The sequence below is a fragment of the Enterobacter sp. 940_PEND genome, from assembly GCF_001059415.1.
Taxonomy (GTDB): Bacteria; Pseudomonadota; Gammaproteobacteria; order Enterobacterales; family Enterobacteriaceae; genus Enterobacter; species Enterobacter cloacae_M.
The window spans coordinates 1-22,244 of the sequence record NZ_JUMS01000084.1; the positions used below are offsets into that span (position 1 = coordinate 1).

Consider the following 22,244-nt stretch of genomic DNA (forward strand, 5'->3'; position numbering starts at 1 on the left):
CTCAAAAACACCATCATACACTAAATCAGTAAGTTGGCACCATTACCCGCTTTATATTCTGGATAAATTGCTCAACCTGAACAGCGCATTGCCGGAGCGATATAAACAGATGGCGAATATTCCCTACGCATAAATACGCTCAATCTGCGGAATATCCCTCAATAAATATTCCGCCATTTATTAAACCCGCTTTTCGCTATAATCAAGACAGACGATATCCAACGAAGGCAGCACCGGCGCATTAAGGTTAAGCCACGCCAGCAACCGTTCAATACTCTGTCTTCTGAGCGAGTTTTTCGGCCAGACGAGGTAATAGCCATCGCCGGTTGCGATAGCTTCCCTGAAGGGCAGCGCGAGCAGACCGCTTTTCAGCGCGTCGAGCGTGAGGCGGAGATCGGCCATCGCCACGCCGTGACCGTGCATGGCGGCCAGGCTTCCCTGCTCCAGGGTGTCGAATACTATCCCTCGGCTCACGTCGAGTCCGGGGAATGACCCCGTTCTTTTCAGCCAGCGTTTCCAGTCCCGTCTGTCCGGAGAGGGATGGATAAGATCGCACTCTGGAAGCTGATGCCGGGCAGATTCAAGCAACGACGGGGTACAAACCGGAATGAGCCATTCACTGAAGAGCAGCCTGCTTTCCGTTGACTCGCCGAAATAGCCATTACCGAGGAGGATCGCACAATCATAGGGCTCACGGCTGAAGTCAACGGTGTCGAAGTCCATCCAGACGCTGGCAATTTCAATTTTTGGCTTCGCGTGGTTCTCGCGAAAGGATTTAAGCACATTCAGAAGCCACCGCATCGTCAGGGTGCTGGGGGCTTTGAGGCGCAGAAGGTGGTTTTCACTTCTGAATGCGCGACAGGCCCACTCAATATTCGAGAAACTTTCGCTGAGCTGTCCGGCCAGAATACGTCCGGCATCACTGACCTCCACTCGCGGCCCCTGGCGTTTAAAGAGCTCACAGTCGAACCACTGTTCAAGCGTCCGGACATGCCTGCTGACCGCGCCCGGCGTGATATTCAGTGCTTCAGCCGCTTTGCTGAAGGAGTTCAGGCGCGCGGCAACTTCAAAAGCGCGCAGCGCATACAGTGGCGGTAAAGACATACGTTCCCTTTCTGTGAGGTTTAACTATGCAGTGTTTGTATTATCGGCACTCGGTGACCTGTCGCTCAGGTCCTGAGACGGGAACGTCATCAGCAGCTCCCTGAGCAGGGACTCAAGCTGCGCGCGCTGCGCGTCAGACAAGTTGCTCAGCAGCGCATTTTGGGTTTGTGTATGCACGATCAGCGCCTGTTCGATACGCTCCTGCCCGTGCGGCGTCAGGCTTACGAGGGTGCTGCGCTTATCATTCGGATCGGCAATTCGCCTGATAAGCCCTTGCTGTTCTAGATGGCTGAGCCGGTTCGTCATCGCCCCCGAGGTTATCAACAGCGATTTATAGAGCTGCGTGGGGGAAAGGCAGTACGGCTCACCGGCGCGACGCAGCGTGGCGAGCACGTCAAACTCGCCCTCGCGAAAACCAAACTGCGCCATGGCCTGCGCCCGTTCTTTTCCCAGATGCTTCATCAGCCGGAGCATTCGGCCAAAAATTTTCATCGACGAGGCGTCCAGCTCCGGCATGGCGCGGCTCCACTGGCCGACAACGAAGTCTACATGGTCATGCATTTTCACCCCTGATGGCGTGGGTATTTATCCTGTTGTGCGGTACATCTTACGCAAAAACATATTTTATCTTAACGTTAAGATAAATGCTCGTGCCGATTTGCCCGGGCCATTCACAACCGAAAAGGATTCCACGTTGAAACGCACGTCGCCTTTACTCTTCGCCGTTATCGCTTTTATCGTCGGGCTGAACCTGCGCCCCATTCTGGCTTCTGTCGGACCGCTGTTTTCCGTGCTGCAGCGCGAAGCGGGGCTGACCGCTACGCAATTCAGCCTGCTGACCACCCTGCCGGTCGCGATGATGGGGCTTGCCGCCCTGTGTGGCCCCTGGCTTTTAGCCAGAGTCGGCGCCGTACGGGGAATTATGCTCGGGCTCTTTATCCTGCTTGCGGCCTGTTTGCTGCGCGGTTTTAGCGCCTCACCGGAGAGTCTTATGGGCACCGCGTTACTGGGCGGGGCCAGCATAGGCACGATCCAGGCGTTAATGCCTGCCCTGATAAAAAAGGAATATACGCAAACGGCCAGCACGGTGATGTCGCTCTTCAGCACGGGCATTATGGCCGGAGCGGCAGTCGCCGCCGCCAGCGCAGAGCCGTTGTTTTCATGGCTCACGCTGAAGCCCGCGCTGGCAATGGCCGGGCTGTTAGCGCTGCTTGCGCTGATACTGTGGTTAACCCTGGTTAAGCATCCTCAGGAGGAAAAAACAGCCCACGAAACCGTTACGCTCTCGTCCTCTCGAACAGGGCTACTGTTGCTCTTTTTCGGCGTGGGAACGGGCGCCTACACGCTGGTATTGGCCTGGCTGCCCCCGCTTTACATTCAGGCGGGATGGTCCGCACGCAACAGCGGCTACATGCTGGCCTGGCTGACGTTAACCGAGGTTGTCGCCGGGTTTGCCGTCTCCGCGCTGATCGGTAAATTCCCCGACCGCCGCGTGCCGCTGATCGCCGTATTGCTGTTGCTGCTGGCAGGATTACTGTGTCTGGTCTTTGCGCCGGGTACGACGCCTGTATTATCCACGCTGCTGCTTGGCACCGGGATCGGTGCCCTCTTCCCGCTGTCGCTCATCGTTACGTTCGATCATGCGCGAACGCCCGCCCAGGCCGGGAAGTTACTGTCTAAAGTTCAGGGAGGTGGGTACATGATTGCCGCGCTTATGCCGCTAATAGCGGGGATCGTTCGCGACAGTTCGTTCTCGCTGACCAGCGCATGGCTGATCATGAGTGCGGGAGTCGTGCTGCTGATCGTCATCGCGCTGAATTTTAAACCCGTCGTGGACGTGCAGGCAGGGTGAATGCAACACCAGAATTGAGAGTCGTATTTCGGCCAATCGTAAGATAAATTCAGGGTGAATTTCACCTCATTCAGGAGTGGATATGTCGCAGACGCTACCAGAAATTGATGTCTTATTTGTCGCCGGGTTCGGGCCCATTTCGCGGGATACGGAGTCCAGCGCCGCGTTTTATGTCCAGACACTCGGCCTTCCGCTTAAGCCGATGGAGGGGAACAGCGATTATCTGCTCACTGAAGAGGGTCAGCTGGAAGGCGTGAAGCATTTTGCCGTCTGGCCGCTCGCACAGGCGGCTGCGTCCTGTTTTGGAGAAGAACAGTGGCCCACGGAGCATCCGATACCACAGGGATGGATTGAGTACGAGGTAAAGGATCTGGACTCGGCTACCCGCGTTCTGAGTGAAAAAGGCTATCGGCTGCTGGTGGCTAACCGCACGGAACCGTGGGGGCAAACCGTCACTCGCCTGCTTAGCCCGGAAGGCTTGCTTACCGGGCTGACGATTACGCCGTGGCTGCGGGGGTAAATGGGAATTTGTTTGTGACGCTGGTTGCAGACGTGCATACCATAGCGAAGTTGGTCATCTTATCCGCAGCTGACTGTTATTTCGCATTAAGCCAGAAATCATTTAAATATTAGAAATCGCCTCTTTCAGGCTGCCCAAAGTTAAATATTGTTCCTTACGTCAAATAATAAAAAATTACCAAAACTAGCAGTTGATTATTATTGTTATGACTTTTAAGATTTTACCGCAACTCATTGATTAATTTGCTTTAGGGAAATAAAAATGACAAGAAATATCGTTGCGGGAATGATGATGGCCGCGTTTTCAGGGGCAGTATATGCAGGACCAACAATCGTTACACCAGATTTTTCACCGGATAGTTTAGCGGTTTCAGCCTCTGCCGGGATGCTGAGCGGAAAATCTCACGAAATGGTTTATGACGAAGCTACAGGAAGAAAAATTAGCCAACTGGACTGGAAAATAAAAAATGTCGCCATTCTGAAAGGCGATATCACCTGGGATGCTTACTCATTTTTAACATTGAACGCCCGCGGCTGGACGTCCCTGGCATCAGGTTCAGGTCATATGGATGACTATGACTGGATGAATGAAAAACAATCCTCCTGGACAGACCATTCAAGCCATCCGGCCACGAACGTTAACTACGCCAATGAATATGACCTCAACGTAAAAGGGTGGATCCTCCAGGGCGATAACTATAAAGCGGGCGTAACCGCAGGCTATCAGGAAACACGCTTCAGTTGGACGGCGACTGGTGGTACTTACAATTATGATAACGGTGCCTATCAAGGGAACTTCCCGGCAGGCGAACGCGGCATTGGTTATAGCCAGCGTTTTTCTATGCCCTACATTGGCCTTGCAGGACAGTACCGTTTCAATGACTTTGAATTTAATGCCCTCTTCAAATTCAGTGACTGGGTGCGTGCACATGATAACGACGAACATTACATGCGCGATCTGACTTTCCGCGAGAAGACAACAGATTCCCGCTATTATGGTGCCTCTGTTGATGCCGGGTATTACGTCACTCCGCACGCCAAAGTTTTTGCAGAATTTACCTATAGCAGTTACGAAGAAGGTAAAGGCGGTACGCAGATTATTGATACCAATACTGGTGACTCCGGCTCTATTGGCGGGGATGCGGCAGGTATTTCTAACCATAACTATACCATTACAGCGGGCCTGCAATACCGCTTCTAATCCAGGCGAACAACAGTCCATTGTTAAAGCCGACCAGGCCCCTGACGGGGCCTTTTTCGTTACGTTAAGCTAATTCCTTGCCAGGGACACTCCCAGGATACCTGCCATCCAGTCCAGGTATTGGTGACAGATTCTAGAAGTACAGTAATTGCGTATTTACCACCCCACTGGCATCTTCATTTCCTTTAACTGACGCATTACAAAAAATAACAGTTTTAACTCAAAATAATAGATTGTAATATGGTTCCAAATGCTAACAAACAAAGGAGTGACATGCTCTCTCAAAAACTAAGTGACAAAAGATGGATGGGGCTTTCTTAGCGAAATCTCAAGACAGAAAAGATCAAAAAATAATCAGTTACAGGCATGACGTTAGTTATTGATGAGTCTGGCAAACTAACAACGTCAAACCCCGAAAAAATGAATTTAACTTATCAAGGAATAAAAATGAAAATTATCATATCAAGCGTAATAATTGGCGCGTCAGTGTTGTTATCCTCTGCAATGTTATCAGGAAATATAGAATTTAAGAAACAGAATATTTTAAGCAATGACAACGGTCATGTATCATTAGGAAAAGTTTATAGTGAAAATACATTTCTCAATGTTGAATTAAAAACAGAAAGCGATAACTCAACCATCTTCAAACTTACCGATTTATCTGTCGGTTCTTATCAAGACGGCATTAAGAGAGAAATTCAGTCAATTATTGATGACTATAACAAAGATAAATCCGATGATAAAAAAACAACTAGCGACAAACTTTCTTTAAAAGTCCCTGCAACACTTACCCTGAAGATTTACAATGTATATCGCGCTGAAAACATTCCGGTGTACAATCTCACAATAGATACCCAGTCCATAAAATTTGGTAAAGAAACCCCAGTGTTAAAGTCCGTACTGGAAGCATCAGACAAAATATTGAAGGATAATAACCAACGAATCCAGGAAACATTTTTCTTGTCGAAAAAATAGAATTATAATTTATAAGCTCGTTATGCTAGCGTGGAGCAACCACTCTACGTTTCTCTTCATCAGCGGGCCGTCAGCTTTTATAAATAATAACGTCCGCTCCCGGCACAACGCGTTAAAAATAGCGTTTAGTCCGTCAGGAACACAGAGCGGGCGTTATCTTCTCTCCGATGTGAGTGTTTCGTCATGCTCTAAGAGAAAGGTTCGGCTATCAGATACCTTACATTTCCAGTGCCGCAAGAATTGCAGGATCCATTTTCTCTGGCGTAGTCATCGGTGCAAAACGCTTGAGTGGTTTACCGTCGCGGCCGATCAGAAACTTAGTAAAGTTCCACTTAATACGCCCTCCCAGCACGCCGGGCAATTCGTTTTTCAGGTAACGAAACAGCGGGTGCGCCGCATTGCCGTTGACCTCAACCTTCTCAAACATCGGGAAGCTCACGCCGTAGTTGATGTAACATGTTTTCGAGATTTCGTCGGCGCCGCCGGGTTCCTGTTTACCGAACTGGTTGCAGGGGAAGCCCAGCACCGCTAACCCTCGATCGGCGTATTTCTTGTATAGCGCTTCAAGGCCAGCATATTGCGGCGTGAAGCCACACTGGCTGGCGGTATTGACGACCAAAACCACCTTTCCCGTATAGTCGGCCATTGAGATAACACGGCCATCCAGGCTGGTGGCGGTAAGTTGATAAAAGCGAGTCATACTGAAATCCTCAAAGCAGGCCGTAAAGTCTCGGTGACCATCAACAGGGCCGCCGCCGTTTAGAAAGTTTACATTCAGGCAGGCTATTTGTGATACATTCCTGGCGCGCTAATGACCACCACACTCGCTATCAGGTATGCAGAACATAACAATAAAAATTCGCTGGCTTCTGCTTACTCTCCCACTCCTCAGCGGTTGTGGCACGCTCTCACAGATGTCCTCCCCGGAAGGTACTCAGGAACTTCTCACCCATGATTCGCTGGATGGCGACGTTGACAGCGTGGTGCGTCACTATATGGCGCAAAAATCCGTTCCCGGGATGACGGTCGCGGTGATCCATAATCACGGCTCGCCGCAGTTTTACACCTGGGGCGTAACCGATGCGGTCAATCGCTATCCGGTCAGGCCCGACACCCTGTTTGCGCTCGGCTCGCTCAGCAAAGGGATCACGGCGGAAGTGGTGGCGTGCCTGGTGAATGAAGGGCAACTGAACTGGAACGATAACCTGGCAACACTGCTACCGCCGGGGACGCCGCTTAGCGCGGATGCACAAAAAATCACCCTGCTTGAACTGGTAACCCACACATCCGGCCTGCCGCGTCAGAATATGGATGTTCCGATGCTTGGAAAATTCATCGGCTATTTAAGCACGGGCGAAAATTTCTATAGCGAGCTTGATAGCGATAACGTGCTGCGCTACCTCGCCGACTGGCGGGCGCCAAAGAATAAAGTGCCGCAATACTCCAATACCGGCTACGCCCTGATCGGCTATATCCTGAAGCACAAAACCGGCGAAGATATCCAGAGTTTAGCCTCGCGCTATATTTTCCGTCCGCTGCAAATGGCTAACAGCAGCTTTATTCCCCAGCAGCTAAAAGGATACCCGGAGCGTGCGCTCGGCCACGCGGGCGATCAGCCGAAATTTATCCCGCGCGGGCAGCTCACCCCGGACTGGCATTTTTCCAACAACATGGTGGCGGCAGCGAGCTTGTACAGCAACGCCGAAGATCTGGCGACCTATGCCCGCTATCACGTATCGACGACGCACAGTCCCTTGCTGGACAGCGTCTTTGCCGAAGTGAGAAATACCGATATTCAACGCCCCGACGGAGTACAGGGTATTGCCTGGACCACCGACTTTATCGGCCTGGAAAAAATCACCTATCAGGTCGGCTATATCGGCGGCTACTCCAGCTTTATCGGCTATGACAAAGAAAAAGGCAATGCGGTGGTGGTGCTGCAAAATACCTTTAACTGGAGTAATTACATTGGCATCGCGCTATTAATGGATATGGCGAAAAAAGACAGCCAGAGCCCTGGCAGCCGCTTTGCGATTAATGGGATCCCAAAACGCGTTTATCAGCAATAGTAGTGAACGCCCGCCGTCAAATTCAGGTCTGATGCGCAAGATCTTCGCGAGTCGGCCCCTGAAAGTAGATAGTACTAATATGGCAACTTCGAGGCTGAGTCAGTACAAAACGAATCGTTTCCCAGATTGACCATCCATTCACCAGACGCTCCCCCATTCTTGATTGATTATCGACATGCGCATCTAAACCGGTCAGTTCAAAATCAGGCGGATATAATCCGGTTACCCGAATGTTTTCTTTAGATAAGTGTTCTGACAGTTTCGTTGTAAAGCCGCTGAGCCCGTGTTTGCTGGCAAAAAAAGCGGGATGGGCAATCGAATCTGTAAAGTTCGGAATACCGCACGCAGAGATAACCGCAATGATGTCTGCACTGTCTGAGCGTCTTAAACCCGGAAGCATTGCCTGGGTTAGCAGGATTGAACCTGTCAGGCCTGAACTGACGGTATTGAAGATTTCTGTGCTCGAATGTTCGTCTATTGTCCCGGACAACCACTGAGCAGCATTCAGAATTAAAATATCGATTGGCCTGTCTGAATGTAAGATCTGCGAAGAAAACTGAGAAATGGATTCCGGCAGGGCTAAATCACAGAGATACCCCTTCGCCTCACCACCTTCAGCCGCGATGAGGCTGCAGGTTTTTTGAATATCCACCGCCCGACGGGCGCTAAAATCCACTTCAACGCCCTCTCGGGCAAGCCAGACGCACAGCGCCTGACCAAATCCCCCGCCGCCACCCGTGATAACAGCTCTTTTACCCCTCAGCATAACTCTGTGTCCTCTGTCGTGATGAGTCTGTATCGAGGATTAATAGCATGATGAGGCGGGTAACATCTTCCCGTTAGTGCCGTGGCGCGAACTTCCCGTCCTACACCGCCGACTTCGGCCTTAAATTCTCATCAAACGCCAGCCGTTTCCGGTCAGGCTCAGCCTCGCGCAGCGGCTCCACCTGGTGCATAGTGAGCTTGCAGCGCTCCACCAGCACCTGATACTCCCGCGTGCCCTGCTGCTTCCACGCCAGCTCCTGCTCGCTGAGTTCGCGAATCGCTTTGGCCGGGCTGCCGATAATCAAATGGTTGGCGGGCATCTCCGCTTTCGCCTTCACGAACGCCGCCGCGCCGACGATGCTGTTTTCACCGATGACCGCGCCGTCCATCACCACCGCGTTCATGCCCACCAGCGCATTGCGGCGGATCACGCAGCCGTGGAGAATGGCGCTGTGGCCGATATGCCCGTCCTCTTCCACCACCGTGTCCTGATCCGGGAAGCCGTGCATCACGCAGTTATCCTGAATGTTGGCACCGTCTTTCACCACGATACGGCCAAAATCACCGCGCAGGCTGGCGTTGGGACCAACATAAACGCCTTTACCCAGAATCACGTCCCCGATCAGCACCGCCGTCGGGTGAACATAGCTCTCGTCCGGCACGACCGGCGTCAGACCGTCAATTTGATAAACTGGCATCTTCGCTCCTTATGCGCTTGTAAGACCACCAAAGCGTTGATAGTAAAGCGTGCCGGGCACGGGCAGTTCGCCCACGGAGGTTTCGCCCTTCTCGCTGACAAACGCCAGCGCCCCCGGAGCGACACGCTGATAGATATTAATGCAGAGCTGTCGGGCGCTTTGCCCCGCCCAGTGCGCGGGCAGCAACTCTTCCGGCAGCAGCGGGTCTTTCAGCACCACGCGACGATAAAAGTGAATCAGCAGCAGCTGGATCTGGAAACAGCGTTCCGGCGTCAGCTCCTCGGGCGCGGCCTCTTTCAGCAGCGGCAGCAGCGGCCGGAACGAGTTGATAAACGACTCGTACATCGCGTTTTGCTCGGTTAACTGCCAGCACTCTTCCACCCGCGAACGCAGCGCGGCGCGGGAGAGCGCCAGCGGCGAGTGGGCTTCAAAGAAGATCACGTTTTCCGCCACGCCGGCATCGTGAAGCAGAGACTGCACGTCCGCCAGATGCTGTGACGGCGAGGCCATCAGGCTCGGCGCCAGCGTGCCAAACCCCTGCCAGATAAGCTGTTTTTTGACGTCGGCAAGGGTGGTTTTATCGAGACCTTCGGAGAGCAGCAGCAGCCATTTGCCGTCCCAGGCGGGCAGTTCCGCGCGGTAAATCTTATTCTCCGCGCGACGCGTCAGGCGAAGCCCCTTGTCGCTCAGGCGGTAAAAGCTGCGCCGCCCGATGCGGGAAACGTCCAGCCAGCCCTCTTTGTTGAGGCGAAACAGCGCGGTGCGCACGAAGCGCTCGCCAAACCCCATGCCTTCCAGCAGGGCGGCCAGGCTACCGAGCCAAATCTCACCGCCGCGATGGGAAAGCGCGTCACCGTATAACGAGGAGATAAGCGAGGTCCCGCTGACGGGTACGGAGCTGACCGCGTGCTGGATAAAGGCGTCGAGTTTATTCATGTGATTCATTCTGTTGTTATTTTTGTCCTGGATGAATCATAGCACAGGATTCTGAGGTTTCTCCCTCACCCTAACCCTCTCCCAAAGGGAGAGGGAACTGTTTACACCCTCTCCCTTTGGGAGAGGGCTGGGGTGAGGGAAATTCAACCGTTGGCCGCAGCTTTACGCAAGTCAAACACCCGGCAGGCTTTGCCCTCCGAGCGCGGGATGCTGCCGCAGTTAACAATCATTACGTCGGTGGAAATTCCCACCATTGACTTAATGCGGTGGCGCAGCTGGTGGCACACCTGACAGCGCTGCTCGTGCGTCAGCGTGAGGCTACTCTCTTTCAGCTCCACCTTCACGGAAAGTGAATCAAGATGCCCGCGACGGTTCACCTCCAGCTGGTAGTGCGGAGAAAGGTGTTCGAACTTGACGATCTCCTCTTCCAGCTGCGACGGGAAGACGTTGACGCCGCGGATGATCAGCATGTCGTCACTGCGCCCGCTGATCCGGTCCATGCGGCGCATGCTGCGCGCGGTTGCCGGAAGCAGGCGCGTCAGGTCGCGGGTCCGGTAGCGGATCACCGGCAGCGCCTCTTTGGTCAGCGTGGTGAACAGCAGTTCGCCCTGCTGACCGTCATCCAGCGGCGTGCCGTCGTTCGGGTTGACGATCTCCGGGTAGAAGTGATCTTCCCAGATGGTCGGGCCGTCGACGGTTTCGATACACTCCATCGCCACGCCCGGCCCCATTACTTCGGAGAGGCCATAGATATCCAGCGCGGTAATGCCTAAGCGTTTTTCGATTTCGCGACGCATGGCCTGCGTCCACGGCTCGGCGCCGAAGACGCCCACGCGCAGGGAACAGCCGCTGGCATCGCCGCCCATCTGGCGCTCCAGCTCCTCAATCAGGTTGAGGCAGTAGGACGGCGTCACCATGATCATATCCGGCTGGAAATCACGGATCAGCTGCGCCTGTTTCTCCGTCTGGCCGCCGGACATCGGGATCACCGTCGCGCCTAAACGCTCGGCCCCGTAGTGCGCCCCCAGCCCGCCGGTAAACAGGCCGTAGCCATATGCCACGTGAATTTTGTCCTTCGCGCTGCCGCCCGCGGCGCGCAGGGAGCGGGCCACCAGATTGGCCCAGTTGTCGATGTCGCCCTGCGTGTAGCCGACAACGGTCGGTTTGCCGGTGGTGCCGGATGATGCGTGAATGCGCACCACCTGCTCCATCGGCACGGCAAAGGTATCGAACGGATAGTTATCCCGCAGGTCCTGCTTGGTGGTGCACGGGAATTTGCGGATATCCGCCAGCTCTTTGAAATCGTCAGGGTGAACGCCCGCGGCGTCAAACTTGCGTTTGTACATCGGCACGTTGTTATAGGCGTGATGCAGCGTCCACTTCAGACGCTCGGTCTGCAGCGCCTGTAACTCGTCAAGGGAGGCCGTTTCAATCGGATCAAGGTTTGTTGTATTTGTCATTGTAGGGTACTCACATTGTTTTTATGCTCAAACACGCTCAAGGATCATGGCAATGCCCTGACCCACACCGATGCACATCGTACACAGCGCGTAGCGCCCGCCGCGTCGGTGCAGTTCGTTGCTCGCGGCCAGCGCCAGTCTGGCACCGCTCATTCCCAGCGGGTGGCCCAGCGCAATCGCGCCACCGTTCGGGTTGACGTGCGCGGCATCATCCGGCAGGCCCAGCTGACGCAGCACGCCCAGCGCCTGCGAGGCGAAAGCTTCGTTAAGCTCGACAACGTCCATATCGTTAATGCTGAGTCCGGCGCGCTCCAGCACCTTGCGGGTGGCCGGGACCGGGCCGAGCCCCATCAGACGTGGCTCCACGCCCGCCGTCGCCATCGCCACGATCCGCGTGCGCGGGACTAGCCCCTGCGCCAGCGCCATCTTCTCGCTGGCGACGATCAGCGCCGCCGCGCCGTCGTTGACGCCGGAGGCATTTCCCGCCGTGATCGCCCCGTTCTTACGGAACGGCGTTTTGAGTCCAGCGAGCTGTTCGAGCGTGGTGTCCGCGCGCGGATGTTCATCCACGCAGAACTCCGTGACCGCCCCTTTTTTGCCCGGCACCGGTACCGGCACAATCTCCTGCGCCAGAATGCCGTTCTGCTGCGCCTGCGCGGTACGCTGCTGGCTGCGCAGCGCGAACGCGTCCTGATCGGCACGGCTGATATTTAACAATTCAGCTACATTCTCTGCCGTTTCCGGCATACTGTCAGTTCCGAATTGCTGATGCATGAGCGGATTCACAAATCGCCAGCCGATGGTGGTATCAAAGATTTCCGCCTGACGCTGAAACGCGGCGGTGGCTTTGCCCATCACAAACGGCGCGCGCGACATCGACTCCACGCCGCCCGCGATCAGCAGTTCGCCATCGCCCGCCTTAATGGCGCGGGCAGCAAAACCAATCGCGTCCAGCCCCGACCCGCACAGGCGGTTAATGGTAGTTCCGGACACCGTCTGCGGCAGCCCGGCCAGCAGGGACGACATGCGCGCTACGTTGCGGTTATCTTCCCCCGCCTGGTTGGCGCAGCCGAAGATCACGTCGTCAATCCGCTCGAGGTCGAGCTGGGGATAGCGGGCCAGCAGCGCGCGCAGCGGCACGGCACCGAGATCGTCAGTTCGGACTGCGGCAAGCGCGCCGCCGTAGCGCCCCACCGGGGTTCGAACGCCATCACAAATAAATGCGTCACGCATCTGCCTCTCCTGTCACGCTGCCGCCGATGCGGTGAGATTTCCCGCGAAAAAGGGCGACGGTTTTCTGTTGTTGGTTCTGGATTTCAATGTCGTATACGCCGGTCAGTTTGCCCTGGTGCATCACCCGCGCGGTGGCGGTGAGCGTGTCCCCGGCAAAGCACGGACGCAGAAAATCAATCGAGCAGCCCGAGGCTACCGCCGCCAGCCCCTGGCTGTTGCAGGCGTAGGCAAAGGCGGTGTCTGCCAGCGAAAAAAGCTGTCCGCCGTGGCAGGTTTGGTGGCCGTTAAGCATCTGCGGGGTGATGATCATGGTCACCACCGCGTAGCCTTCATCCATGTCGACAATGTCCATCCCCATCGCCTGCGCGCAGGCGTCCCGTTCGTACATCGCGCGGGCGTTATGCCAGGCGTTATGACTCATAGCTACTCTCCAGAAGCGCGCGCTGGCGCAGCAGTGAACAGGGGCGATAGCGCTCTTCGCCGTAATGACGCTGCAGGTTCTCCAGCAGCGTCAGCAGGCGCTGCCAGCCCAGCCGTTCGCCCCAGGCGATCGGCCCGCTCGGGTAGTTCACGCCCAGCCGCATGGCGGTATCGATGTCCTTCTCGCTGGCGACCCCTTTTTGCAGGGCATCCAGCGCTTCGTTGGCAATCATCGCCAGCGTGCGCCAGACCAGCAGGCCGGGATAATCGGCGATTTGCACCACCCGATTATCCTGCTGCTGCAGGTAGCGGATGGCCTTTTGCGTCGCGGTGTGCGGGTTGCTGGCGGCCGACGCAATCACCGCCACGTCGCGCTCAATGCGGTCCACCACTACCACCGGGCCGTTGAGCCGCAGCGCCAGCGCCTGAGCGGTTTCGCCCTGCGTTTCGATCAGGTACACATCATCAATTTCGGTGACACCGTCACGTCTTCTTTCCACGCGCATCGGGCTGAAGCTGTCTTTCACGGCCGGCACCCACTGCACGGCGGGTTTGTCACCCTGCCAGTCGTAGACGCCCTTCCCGCTCTTTTTGCCCAGCCTTCCCGCCAGCACCAGCTCCTGCTGCACCAGCGAAGGCAGAAAACGACGCTCCTGCCAGAAGGCGTTAAATACCGAGCAGGTCACCGCGAAATTCACGTCCTGACCAATCATGTCGGTCAGCTCCAGCGGCCCCATCGGGAAACCGCCGCCGTCGCGCAGGGCGGCATCAATCACCTCCGGCGGGGCGACCTGCTCTTCCAGCGCGCGCCAGGCCTCGGAATAGAATGGACGGGCGACGCGGTTGACGATAAATCCCGGCGTTGACTGGCAGCGAACGGGCTGTTTACCCCAGTTCAGCGCCAGCTCGCACAGCGCGTCGGCTACTTCCGGAGAGGTCGCCAGCCCGCTGACCACCTCCACCAGCTTCATCACCGGCGCCGGGTTAAAGAAGTGCAGCCCTGCGACGCGCTCCGGGTGGTGGACGTCCGCCGCAATCGCCGTGACGGAGATGGAAGAGGTATTGCTGGTCAGCACCGTCTGCGGCAGGCAGATCTCAGCCAGCTGAGCAAACAGCGCCTTTTTCACCTCCAGACGCTCGGAGGCCGCTTCTATGACCAGATCGGCCGCGGCGAGCGCCTCGATATCCGTGACCGGAAGCAGCCGGGCGAGGATCTGGCTCCCGGCATCGGCGGAGAGTTTTCCGCGCGTCACCCGGGAGGCCAGACGCTGGCGGATCCCGTCGATGGCCCGCGATATCGCGTCGCTGGAGATGTCGTAGATCAGCACCTGATGCCCATGGCTGGCGGCGACTTCGGCAATCCCTGCGCCCATCGTGCCGCTGCCAATCACGGCGACAGTCCGTATGTTCAGCATCTTATTTCCCCGTAAAGTTCGGCGCGCGCTTCGCCAGGAAGGCGCTGACGCCCTCGCGATAATCGTCGCTGCGCCCGGCCAGGCGCTGATAGTCGCGCTCCAGATCGAGCTGGGCGTCCAGAGTGTTGGTTTCCGCGGCGTTGATCGCCTGCTTGATCAGCCCCAGCCCGAAGGTCGGTTGAGACGCAAAGTGCAGCGCCATCTGCTGCGCGGTAGTGGAGAGCTGTTCGTCATCCACCACCTGCCAGATCATCCCCCAGGCCTGCGCCTGCTCGGCGCTGAGCTTGTCGCCGAGCAGCGCCAGCCCCATGGCGCGGGCGCGTCCGGCCACGCGCGGCAGCAGCCAGGTGCCGCCGCAGTCCGGCACCAGGCCGAGCTTGCTGAAGGCCATCACGAAGCTGGCGGAACGAGCGGCAATGACCATGTCGCACCCCAGCGCCAGCGTGGCCCCCGCGCCTGCCGCCACGCCGTTAACGGCACAAATGACCGGTTTCGGCAGCTTTGCCAGGCGGCGCACCAGCGGGTTATAGAAGGTTTCAACGGACATCCCCAGATCCGGCGCCGGGCCGTTGGGGTCGACGTTGCGGTCGTTCAGATCCTGACCGGCGCAAAAGCCGCGTCCCGCCCCGGTGATCAGCAGGCAGCGAACGGTGTCATCACGCTCGGCCTGTTTCAGGCACTCGGCAAGCTGCTGGTGCATCACGTCGTTAAAGCTGTTCAGACGCTCCGGACGGTTCAGCGTAATGGTCATTACGCCCTGCTCAACATGACTGAGAATACATTCCACAATTAGCGTCCTTTAAAGTCGGGGGTGCGTTTTTGTAAGAAGGCGTCGATGCCTTCGCGGCGATCTTCGGTGGCAGAAAGCAGCGTAAACAGCTGACGCTCCTGGGCCAGACCGGCCTGGAGCGGCACCTCCTGAGACTGGCGCAGCGCCTGTTTCGCCGCCTGCAGCGCCAGCGGAGAGTGGCGCGCCATCAGCGCCGCCTGCTTCAGGGCATACTCCAGCGTCAGCGCTGGCGGGAAGACGTCGCTCACCAGCCCGGCGCTCAGCGCCTGCTGCGCGGAGATACTCTCGCCGGTCAGCACCATTTTGCTGGCGAGCGATTTACCGACGCTGCGGATAAGACGCTGGGTACCGCCCGCGCCGGGCATAATGCCCAGCGTAATTTCCGGCTGGCCGAAACGGGCGTTATCGCCAGCAACGATCGCGTCGCACAGCAGCGCCAGCTCGCAGCCTGCGCCCAGCGCGAAGCCGTTCACGGCGGCAATCAGCGGTTTAGGAAAAGCGTTAATCCGCGCCCACAGCTGCGGGCGAATATCGTTCAGCGTGGCGGGCAGGTCTTTCTCAGCCATTTCGTTGAGATCGGCCCCGGCGGCAAAGCAGCGCTCGCTGCCGTAAATCACGCAGACGGAAATCTCGATGTCAGAAGCCGCGGCCTCCAGCTGTTCCGCAAGCTGCGTCAACAGCGCGTTATTGAGGGCGTTGCGCGCCGCCGGACGGTTTAGCGTCAGCTGCAGCACGCGGCCATGACGGGTAACAGTCAGTTCGCTCATGCCATCCCCTTCGCGTCGAAGTCGACAATCACGTCGGCGGTTAACGGCAGCGACTGGCAGCTCAGCACGTATCCGGCGGCCAGCTCGTCCGGCTCCAGGCTGTAGTTGGTCGCCATATCCACCTTCCCGCGCAGCACTTTGCATTTACAGGTGGCGCACACGCCGCCCTTGCAGGCATACGGAAGATCCGCCCCCTGACGCAGGGCGGCATCCAGGATGCTTTCGTCGTCCGCCGTCAGGGTGATTTCACGATCGCGCCCGTCCTGGCGCAAGGTCACTTTCTGTCCTTCCGCCTGGACGTGCACCGCGCGTTTAGCGGTGGTCCCCGGGGTGTTAAAGCGCTCAAGGTGAATGGATTTGTCCGGCATCCCCAGCGCTTTCAGCGTCGCTTCGGCGTCGTCCATCATCGCCGACGGGCCGCAGATAAACGCCTCGTCGTACTGGCGGAAGTTAATCAGGGTTTTCGCCAGCGCCTGCAGCTTTTCCCCGTCGATGCGGCCGTAAAGCAGATCGCTGTCCAGCCGCTCCTGGCTGAAGATGGAGACCAGCTGCAGCCGCTGCGTGTACTTGTCTTTCAGGTCCGCCAGCGCCTGGCGGAACATCATGCTCTGGCTGCTGCGGTTGCCGTAGATCAGGGTGAACTGGCTGTTGGGTTCGGTCGCCAGCGTAGCGGAGATAATCGCCAGCATCGGGGTGATCCCGGAGCCTGCCGCAATCGCCAGATAGTGGCCTTCACGTTCAGCCCGCGGCTGGTAGCCAAACTGCCCCTGAGGAACCATCACCTCCAGGGCCATGCCCGCTTTGATCTCATCCCGGGCGTAGCGGGAAAAGCGCCCGCCGTCGATGGCTTTGACCGCCACGCTGATTTCGCCCGGGGCGGTACTCCGACAGATGGAGTAGCAGCGGCGCAGCTCGTCCCCGTCAAGCTTCGTTTTTAACGTCAGGTGCTGGCCGGGACGGAAGCGGTAGGCCTCCTGCAGCGCCTGCGGCACCGCAAAGGTAATGGTCACCGCGTCGCGGGTTTCGGGTTCCACTTTTGCCACTGTTAATGAATGAAACGTTGTCATGGCAGCCTCAAATACATTTGAAATAGTCGAAGGGCTCGCGGCAGGTGTTGCAGCGGTAGAGCGCTTTGCAGGCCGTCGAACCAAATTCACTGATAAGCGAGGTGTCGGTGCTGGCGCAGCGCGGGCAGCTCACCTCCACAGGCGCGTGCGCGTGGCAGCTATGCCCCACGGGCGGGCTGATGCCGTACGCCCGCAGGCGCTCGCGCGCGTCGGCGGTCATCCAGTCGGTGGTCCAGGCGGGTTCAAGCTGGAGCACAATGTGCACCGGGGTAAACCCGTTCGCGGTCATCGCGTCGCGGATCGCCCCCAGCAGGTGTTCCGTAGCCGGACAGCCCGAGTAGGTTGGCGTGAAGCCAATGACCCAGCCTTCCCCCTGCGCCTTCACGCTGCGCACCATGCCTAAATCGGTGATGGTTAATACCGGCACTTCCGGATCGGGGATCTGGCTTAACAGCGCCCAGATCTGCGGGATTTGTGCAGGCGCGATGTCGACGAGGCGTTGCATAGCGTTCTCCTTTACCACTGCTGACCGGGATACGCGCGCTGGAGATACTGCATTTCCGCCAGCATCGGGCCCAGATGTTCGGTATGCAGCCCCCTCTTGCCCCCGGTGCGGTACGCCACCTCTGCGGGAACCTGCAGGCAGGCTTCATTCAGACCGGCAAACACTTCGCTTTCCCACGGCTGGCGCAGGACGCGCGGGTCAACCGTCACGCCGGAGTCAATCAGCGCCAGCTCGACGTCATCGGCTTCGAACAGCTCCGCCGTAAAACGCCACAGATTGTCGATAGCCTGCTGCATTTTTTGCGCGGACGTTTCGGTCCCGTCGCCCAGACGCACCAGCCAGCCGCGGCTGAAGCGCAGGTGGTAGCGCGCCTCTTTAACCGCTTTGGCGGCGATGGCCGCAAGCTGGCCGTCGCTGCTTTGGGTCAGCCGTTCGTACAGCGCCACGTTCCAGGCATCCATCAGATACTGGCGGGCAATGGTGTCGGCGAAGCTGCCGTTCGGCTGCTCCACCAGCAGGACGTTGCGGAACTGGCGCTCGTCGCGGCCAAACGCCAGCGTGTCTTCATCGCCCTGGCCTTCCCGCTCCGCGGCATAGGTCAGGAAATTGCGCGCCTGCCCCAGCAGGTCGAGGCCGATATTGGCGAGCGCGAGGTCAATTTCCAGCTCCGGCGCGTGGCCGCACCAGGCGCCGAGACGCTGGGAAAGCACCAGACCGTTGTCGCCCAGACGCAGGGCATAGGCAGTCACTGAATTCATTCTTTGCCTCACATATGCTCGATGCCGTCGGGGATGGTGTAGAACGTCGGGTGGCGGTAAACCTTGCTTTCCGCCGGGTCGAAGAACTCACCGCTCTCTTCCGGCTGGGAGGCGACAATCTCGCTCGCCTTAACCACCCAGATAGAACACCCTTCGCTGCGGCGGGTGTAGGCGTCGCGCGCATTTTCCAGCGCCATGCGATCGTCGGCGGCATGCAGACTGCCCACGTGACGGTGGGATAATCCTTGTTTGCTGCGTACGAACACTTCGTACAGCGGCCAGTAGACGTTGCTCATCGTGATTCCTCTTAAGCCACTTTGCGGGCGTGTTGTTTATCCGCGTGCGCCAGTGCGGCTTCGCGCACCCACGCCCCCTCTTCCCAGGCTTTACGTTTCGCGGCCAGGCGCTCGTGGTTGCAGATGCCGCGCCCGTTAATGACCTCGTCAAACTCCTGCCAGTCAATCTCGCCGAAGCGATAATGACCGCTCTCTTCATCAAATCGCAGGTCGGGATCCGGCACCGTCATGCCCAGCATCTCCACCTGCGGCACCGTGTTGTCGACAAAGCGCTGGCGAAGCTCGTCATTGCCGAAGCGTTTGATTTTCCAGGCCAGGCTGCGGGCGCTGTTCGGCGAGTTGTCGTCGTTCGGCCCGAACATCATCAGAGCCGGCCACCAGAAGCGGTTGATGGCGTCCTGCAGCATCTGACGTTGGGCCTCGCTGCCCTGCGCCAGCGCCATGCAGGCCTCAAAGCCCTGGCGCTGGTGGAAGCTCTCTTCTTTACAGATTTTCACCATCGCGCGGGCATACGGGCCGTAGGAGGTGCGGCACAGCGCCACCTGGTTGACGATGGCCGCGCCATCTACCAGCCAGCCGATCACGCCGATATCGGCCCAGCTCAGGGTCGGATAGTTGAAGATGGAGGAGTATTTCATCCTGCCGTCGAGCATCTTCTGGTAGATGTCTTCCCGCGCGCAGCCCAGCGTTTCCGCCGCGCTGTAGAGGTAGAGCCCGTGCCCGGCTTCGTCCTGCACTTTCGCCAGCAGGATCGCTTTTCGGCGCAGCGTCGGCGCGCGGGCGATCCAGTTCCCTTCCGGCAGCATGCCGACAATTTCGGAGTGCGCATGCTGACCAATCTGACGGATCAACGTCTTACGGTAGGCGTCAGGCATCCAGTCCTGAGGCTCAATCGCCGTCTCCTGCGCTATGCGCTGCTCAAACCGTTGTTCTTGCGTCACGTCGTCACCTTTATGATTCGTTAGTTTGCAAATTAAAGCGTAATGTTGAATCACTTTGTTTTTTAAAAGTTACACAAAGGTTAAATATAACCCCAAGAATTGTTTCCTGGTTTTGTGATGTTGCTCGCAAGGCTTTTGTCTCAGACCTTTCATAAAGCGCCTTCAAGCGGTGAGATTCATCCGGCCAGATCACAACGTTAACAATTCATTAAAAACTCAGCTTGATTTTTATGATTCACGATCAAACTATTAATGAGTAAATTACGTAACACTTGGAGATAAACGATGCAGCAGTTAGCCAGCTTCGTGTCCGGTACCTGGCAGTCTGGCCGGGGCCGCGAACGCACTATTCATCACGCCATCAGTGGCGAAGCCCTGTGGAGCGTGACCAGCGAAGGGCTGGACATGGCGGCCACCCGTCGCTATGCGATTGAGCGCGGCGGTGAAGCGCTTCACGAGATGACCTTTATCGAACGTGCGGCCATGCTGAAGGCGGTGGCAAAGCACCTGCTTAGCGAGAAAGAGACGTTTTATGCCCTTTCAGCCCAGACGGGCGCGACGAAGGCGGACAGCTGGGTGGATATTGAAGGCGGCATCGGCACTCTCTTCACTTACGCCAGCTTGGGCAGCCGCGAGCTGCCGGATGACACGCTGTGGCCGGAAGATGAGTTAATCCCGCTGTCGAAAGAAGGCGGCTTTGCGGCGCGCCATGTCCTCACCTCCAAATCCGGCGTGGCGGTTCACATCAACGCCTTCAACTTCCCCTGCTGGGGCATGCTGGAAAAGCTGGCGCCGACCTGGCTTGCCGGCATGCCCGCCATCATCAAACCCGCTACCGCGACCGCGCAGGTGACGCTGGCGATGGTGAAATCCATCGTGGACAGCGGGCTGGTGCCGGACGGCGCCATCAGCCTGATCTGCGGCGGCGCGGGGGATCTGCTCGACCAGCTCGACAGCCAGGACGTGGTGACCTTTACCGGCTCCGCCAGTACAGGGCAAAGCCTGCGCGTGCACCCGAATATTGTGGCGAATGCCATTCCGTTCACGATGGAAGCCGACTCCCTTAACTGCTGCGTGCTGGGGGAAGACGTCACGCCGGAGCAGCCGGAATTTGCCCTGTTCATCCGGGAAGTGGTGCGCGAGATGACCGCCAAAGCCGGGCAGAAATGTACGGCCATTCGCCGCATTATCGTCCCGCAGAGCCAGATTGACGCCGTGACCAAGGCGCTGATTGCACGCCTGGAAAAAGTGGTGGTGGGCGACCCGGCGCAGGAAGGGGTGAAGATGGGTGCGCTGGTCAACGCCGAACAGCGCGCGGACGTGCAGGAGAAAGTGGATCGGCTGATCGCCGCAGGCTGCCAGATCCGTCTGGGCGGCAAAGCGGATCTGCAGGCCCCGGGGGCGTTCTTCCCACCGACCCTGCTGTTCTGCCCGCAGCCGGACGAAACCCCGGCGGTGCACTCAACCGAAGCCTTCGGCCCGGTTGCGACGCTGATGCCGTATCGCAACGCACGCCACGCGATGCAGCTTGCCCGCGCGGGCGGCGGCAGCCTGGCGGGTACGCTGGTCACCGCCGATTCGGCGATTGCCCGCGAGTTTATTGCCGGCGCGGCGCGCGCCCACGGGCGCATTCAGATCCTTAACGAGGAATCATCAAAAGAGTCTACCGGCCACGGCTCCCCGCTGCCTCAGCTGGTGCACGGCGGCCCGGGCCGCGCGGGCGGCGGCGAAGAGCTGGGCGGCCTGCGCGCGGTAAAGCACTACCTGCAGCGCACCGCGATTCAGGGCAGCCCGACGATGCTGGCGGCCATTGGCAAACAGTGGGTGCGTGGCGCAGCGGTTCAGGAAGATCGCGTGCATCCGTTCCGCAAATACTTTGAGGAGCTGCAGCCGGGCGATAGCCTGCTGACGCCGCGCCGCACCCTCACGGAAGCGGACATTGTGAACTTTGCCTGCCTGAGCGGGGACCACTTCTACGCCCATATGGACAAGATCGCCGCGGCAGAGTCGATCTTTGGCGAGCGCGTGGTGCACGGCTACTTCTTGATCTCCGCCGCAGCGGGACTGTTTGTTGATGCGGGCGTCGGGCCGGTTATTGCTAACTACGGCATGGAGAACCTGCGCTTTATCGAGCCGGTTAAGCCGGGCGATACCATACAGGTGCGTCTGACCTGCAAACGTAAAACGCTGAAGAAACAGCGTACCGGGGAGGAAAAACCGACCGGCGTGGTGGAATGGGCAGTTGAGATTTTCAACCAGCACCAGCAGGCCGTGGCGCTCTACTCCATTCTGACGCTGGTGGCGCGCCAGCAGGGTGATTTCAGCTAACGCCCCTTCCCCTTTATCACAATGGCTGGTGGCTCCCGGTAATTTGACGCTGCTTACAGATTCACTGGGGGCCTTCAGCAAGGCCCTCAACATAAAGTGAACGGAATAACCTCCACAGCCGTATGTTCCCCCTCACCCCAGCCCT

General features: G+C 57.9%; 23 protein-coding genes. 6 read left to right on the forward strand and 17 right to left on the reverse strand.

What is annotated here, in order from left to right:
* Positions 1-180: 180 nt before the first annotated feature.
* On the reverse strand, positions 181-1,104 hold the full coding sequence (locus tag ADJ24_RS11645; RefSeq protein ID WP_023311591.1) for a LysR substrate-binding domain-containing protein: 924 nt from the start codon (positions 1,102-1,104) through the stop codon (positions 181-183).
* Positions 1,105-1,128: 24 nt separating this feature from the next.
* On the reverse strand, positions 1,129-1,665 hold the full coding sequence (locus ADJ24_RS11650; protein WP_023311590.1) for a MarR family winged helix-turn-helix transcriptional regulator: 537 nt from the start codon (positions 1,663-1,665) through the stop codon (positions 1,129-1,131).
* 133 nt (positions 1,666-1,798) lie between these two features.
* Here ADJ24_RS11650 and ADJ24_RS11655 point away from each other — a divergent pair, with 133 nt between their 5' ends.
* The 4 genes from ADJ24_RS11655 (at position 1,799) to ADJ24_RS11670 (ending at position 5,651) form a co-directional block, all read left to right on the forward strand.
* Positions 1,799-2,956: an MFS transporter gene (locus ADJ24_RS11655; protein WP_023311589.1), complete on the forward strand. Its 1,158-nt coding sequence runs from the start codon at positions 1,799-1,801 to the stop codon at positions 2,954-2,956.
* Positions 2,957-3,038: 82 nt separating this feature from the next.
* Entirely contained in the window at positions 3,039-3,476 is a 438-nt protein-coding gene (locus ADJ24_RS11660; protein WP_023311588.1) for a VOC family protein, read from the forward strand.
* A gap of 261 nt (positions 3,477-3,737) precedes the next feature.
* On the forward strand, positions 3,738-4,676 hold the full coding sequence (locus ADJ24_RS11665; RefSeq protein ID WP_023311587.1) for an omptin family outer membrane protease: 939 nt from the start codon (positions 3,738-3,740) through the stop codon (positions 4,674-4,676).
* A 366-nt stretch (positions 4,677-5,042) separates the two neighbouring features.
* On the forward strand, positions 5,043-5,651 hold the full coding sequence (locus ADJ24_RS11670; protein ID WP_125387028.1) for a hypothetical protein: 609 nt from the start codon (positions 5,043-5,045) through the stop codon (positions 5,649-5,651).
* Positions 5,652-5,868: 217 nt separating this feature from the next.
* Here ADJ24_RS11670 and ADJ24_RS11675 read toward each other — a convergent pair whose 3' ends face one another.
* The gene (locus ADJ24_RS11675) at positions 5,869-6,351 is read right to left on the reverse strand and encodes a glutathione peroxidase (RefSeq protein WP_023311585.1); all 483 of its coding nucleotides are present in this window, start codon (positions 6,349-6,351) and stop codon (positions 5,869-5,871) included.
* 136 nt (positions 6,352-6,487) lie between these two features.
* On the opposite strand from ADJ24_RS11675, the gene ADJ24_RS11680 reads away from it, so the two are divergent.
* A complete protein-coding gene (locus ADJ24_RS11680) occupies positions 6,488-7,720 on the forward strand; it encodes a serine hydrolase domain-containing protein (RefSeq protein WP_023311584.1) in 1,233 nt (410 codons plus the stop codon).
* Positions 7,721-7,742: 22 nt separating this feature from the next.
* Here the strand turns inward: ADJ24_RS11680 and ADJ24_RS11685 are convergent, their stop codons facing one another.
* From ADJ24_RS11685 to paaA, 14 genes are all read right to left on the reverse strand, one after another.
* Positions 7,743-8,486 carry an SDR family oxidoreductase gene (locus ADJ24_RS11685; RefSeq protein ID WP_023311583.1) on the reverse strand — a complete coding sequence of 248 codons (744 nt, stop codon included), beginning with the start codon at positions 8,484-8,486 and terminating at the stop codon, positions 7,743-7,745.
* A 100-nt stretch (positions 8,487-8,586) separates the two neighbouring features.
* A complete protein-coding gene (gene paaY / locus ADJ24_RS11690; RefSeq protein WP_023311582.1) occupies positions 8,587-9,183 on the reverse strand; it encodes a phenylacetic acid degradation protein PaaY in 597 nt (198 codons plus the stop codon).
* Positions 9,184-9,192: 9 nt separating this feature from the next.
* On the reverse strand, positions 9,193-10,128 hold the full coding sequence (gene paaX, locus ADJ24_RS11695) for a phenylacetic acid degradation operon negative regulatory protein PaaX (protein WP_021241337.1): 936 nt from the start codon (positions 10,126-10,128) through the stop codon (positions 9,193-9,195).
* 134 nt (positions 10,129-10,262) lie between these two features.
* The gene (gene paaK, locus ADJ24_RS11700) at positions 10,263-11,579 is read right to left on the reverse strand and encodes a phenylacetate--CoA ligase PaaK (protein ID WP_023311581.1); all 1,317 of its coding nucleotides are present in this window, start codon (positions 11,577-11,579) and stop codon (positions 10,263-10,265) included.
* A gap of 27 nt (positions 11,580-11,606) precedes the next feature.
* A complete protein-coding gene (pcaF, locus tag ADJ24_RS11705) occupies positions 11,607-12,812 on the reverse strand; it encodes a 3-oxoadipyl-CoA thiolase (protein WP_023311580.1) in 1,206 nt (401 codons plus the stop codon).
* Entirely contained in the window at positions 12,805-13,233 is a 429-nt protein-coding gene (gene paaI, locus ADJ24_RS11710) for a hydroxyphenylacetyl-CoA thioesterase PaaI (protein WP_023311579.1), read from the reverse strand. Before paaI ends, pcaF begins: the two co-directional genes overlap by 8 nt.
* A complete protein-coding gene (gene paaH, locus ADJ24_RS11715; RefSeq protein ID WP_023311578.1) occupies positions 13,223-14,647 on the reverse strand; it encodes a 3-hydroxyacyl-CoA dehydrogenase PaaH in 1,425 nt (474 codons plus the stop codon). The genes paaI and paaH overlap by 11 nt, the downstream gene beginning before the upstream one ends.
* Position 14,648: 1 nt before the next feature.
* Positions 14,649-15,437 carry a 2-(1,2-epoxy-1,2-dihydrophenyl)acetyl-CoA isomerase PaaG gene (gene paaG, locus ADJ24_RS11720; RefSeq protein WP_100245660.1) on the reverse strand — a complete coding sequence of 263 codons (789 nt, stop codon included), beginning with the start codon at positions 15,435-15,437 and terminating at the stop codon, positions 14,649-14,651.
* Complete coding sequence (gene paaF, locus ADJ24_RS11725) at positions 15,437-16,204, reverse strand: 2,3-dehydroadipyl-CoA hydratase PaaF (RefSeq protein WP_023311576.1); 768 nt, start codon at positions 16,202-16,204, stop codon at positions 15,437-15,439. The genes paaG and paaF overlap by 1 nt, the downstream gene beginning before the upstream one ends.
* Entirely contained in the window at positions 16,201-17,271 is a 1,071-nt protein-coding gene (gene paaE / locus ADJ24_RS11730; protein ID WP_023311575.1) for a 1,2-phenylacetyl-CoA epoxidase subunit PaaE, read from the reverse strand. Before paaE ends, paaF begins: the two co-directional genes overlap by 4 nt.
* A gap of 7 nt (positions 17,272-17,278) precedes the next feature.
* Complete coding sequence (paaD, locus tag ADJ24_RS11735; RefSeq protein WP_023311574.1) at positions 17,279-17,776, reverse strand: 1,2-phenylacetyl-CoA epoxidase subunit PaaD; 498 nt, start codon at positions 17,774-17,776, stop codon at positions 17,279-17,281.
* A gap of 11 nt (positions 17,777-17,787) precedes the next feature.
* Positions 17,788-18,534, reverse strand: a complete 747-nt coding sequence (gene paaC, locus ADJ24_RS11740; RefSeq protein WP_023311573.1) for a 1,2-phenylacetyl-CoA epoxidase subunit PaaC — start codon at positions 18,532-18,534, stop codon at positions 17,788-17,790.
* A gap of 8 nt (positions 18,535-18,542) precedes the next feature.
* Positions 18,543-18,830: a 1,2-phenylacetyl-CoA epoxidase subunit PaaB gene (gene paaB, locus ADJ24_RS11745; RefSeq protein WP_003857353.1), complete on the reverse strand. Its 288-nt coding sequence runs from the start codon at positions 18,828-18,830 to the stop codon at positions 18,543-18,545.
* 11 nt (positions 18,831-18,841) lie between these two features.
* Positions 18,842-19,771, reverse strand: a complete 930-nt coding sequence (gene paaA / locus ADJ24_RS11750) for a 1,2-phenylacetyl-CoA epoxidase subunit PaaA (protein WP_023311572.1) — start codon at positions 19,769-19,771, stop codon at positions 18,842-18,844.
* Positions 19,772-20,056: 285 nt separating this feature from the next.
* On the opposite strand from paaA, the gene paaZ reads away from it, so the two are divergent.
* Positions 20,057-22,099 (forward strand): phenylacetic acid degradation bifunctional protein PaaZ, encoded by a 2,043-nt coding sequence (gene paaZ / locus ADJ24_RS11755; protein WP_023311571.1) that lies wholly within the window; start codon positions 20,057-20,059, stop codon positions 22,097-22,099.
* Positions 22,100-22,244: the final 145 nt, after the last annotated feature.

Coding starts and splice junctions, on each gene's coding strand:
- paaX (WP_021241337.1), bottom strand. CDS start 10,128: ATGAATCACATGAATAAACTCGACGCCTTTATCCAGCACGCGGTCAGC.
- ADJ24_RS11660 (WP_023311588.1), top strand. CDS start 3,039: ATGTCGCAGACGCTACCAGAAATTGATGTCTTATTTGTCGCCGGGTTC.
- paaZ (WP_023311571.1), top strand. CDS start 20,057: ATGCAGCAGTTAGCCAGCTTCGTGTCCGGTACCTGGCAGTCTGGCCGG.
- paaI (WP_023311579.1), bottom strand. CDS start 13,233: ATGAGTCATAACGCCTGGCATAACGCCCGCGCGATGTACGAACGGGAC.
- paaF (WP_023311576.1), bottom strand. CDS start 16,204: ATGAGCGAACTGACTGTTACCCGTCATGGCCGCGTGCTGCAGCTGACG.
- paaH (WP_023311578.1), bottom strand. CDS start 14,647: ATGCTGAACATACGGACTGTCGCCGTGATTGGCAGCGGCACGATGGGC.
- ADJ24_RS11665 (WP_023311587.1), top strand. CDS start 3,738: ATGACAAGAAATATCGTTGCGGGAATGATGATGGCCGCGTTTTCAGGG.
- paaB (WP_003857353.1), bottom strand. CDS start 18,830: ATGAGCAACGTCTACTGGCCGCTGTACGAAGTGTTCGTACGCAGCAAA.
- ADJ24_RS11675 (WP_023311585.1), bottom strand. CDS start 6,351: ATGACTCGCTTTTATCAACTTACCGCCACCAGCCTGGATGGCCGTGTT.
- paaK (WP_023311581.1), bottom strand. CDS start 11,579: ATGACAAATACAACAAACCTTGATCCGATTGAAACGGCCTCCCTTGAC.
- ADJ24_RS11670 (WP_125387028.1), top strand. CDS start 5,043: ATGACGTTAGTTATTGATGAGTCTGGCAAACTAACAACGTCAAACCCC.
- paaC (WP_023311573.1), bottom strand. CDS start 18,534: ATGAATTCAGTGACTGCCTATGCCCTGCGTCTGGGCGACAACGGTCTG.
- ADJ24_RS11645 (WP_023311591.1), bottom strand. CDS start 1,104: ATGTCTTTACCGCCACTGTATGCGCTGCGCGCTTTTGAAGTTGCCGCG.
- paaY (WP_023311582.1), bottom strand. CDS start 9,183: ATGCCAGTTTATCAAATTGACGGTCTGACGCCGGTCGTGCCGGACGAG.
- paaE (WP_023311575.1), bottom strand. CDS start 17,271: ATGACAACGTTTCATTCATTAACAGTGGCAAAAGTGGAACCCGAAACC.
- paaD (WP_023311574.1), bottom strand. CDS start 17,776: ATGCAACGCCTCGTCGACATCGCGCCTGCACAAATCCCGCAGATCTGG.
- ADJ24_RS11685 (WP_023311583.1), bottom strand. CDS start 8,486: ATGCTGAGGGGTAAAAGAGCTGTTATCACGGGTGGCGGCGGGGGATTT.
- ADJ24_RS11680 (WP_023311584.1), top strand. CDS start 6,488: ATGCAGAACATAACAATAAAAATTCGCTGGCTTCTGCTTACTCTCCCA.
- ADJ24_RS11650 (WP_023311590.1), bottom strand. CDS start 1,665: ATGCATGACCATGTAGACTTCGTTGTCGGCCAGTGGAGCCGCGCCATG.
- pcaF (WP_023311580.1), bottom strand. CDS start 12,812: ATGCGTGACGCATTTATTTGTGATGGCGTTCGAACCCCGGTGGGGCGC.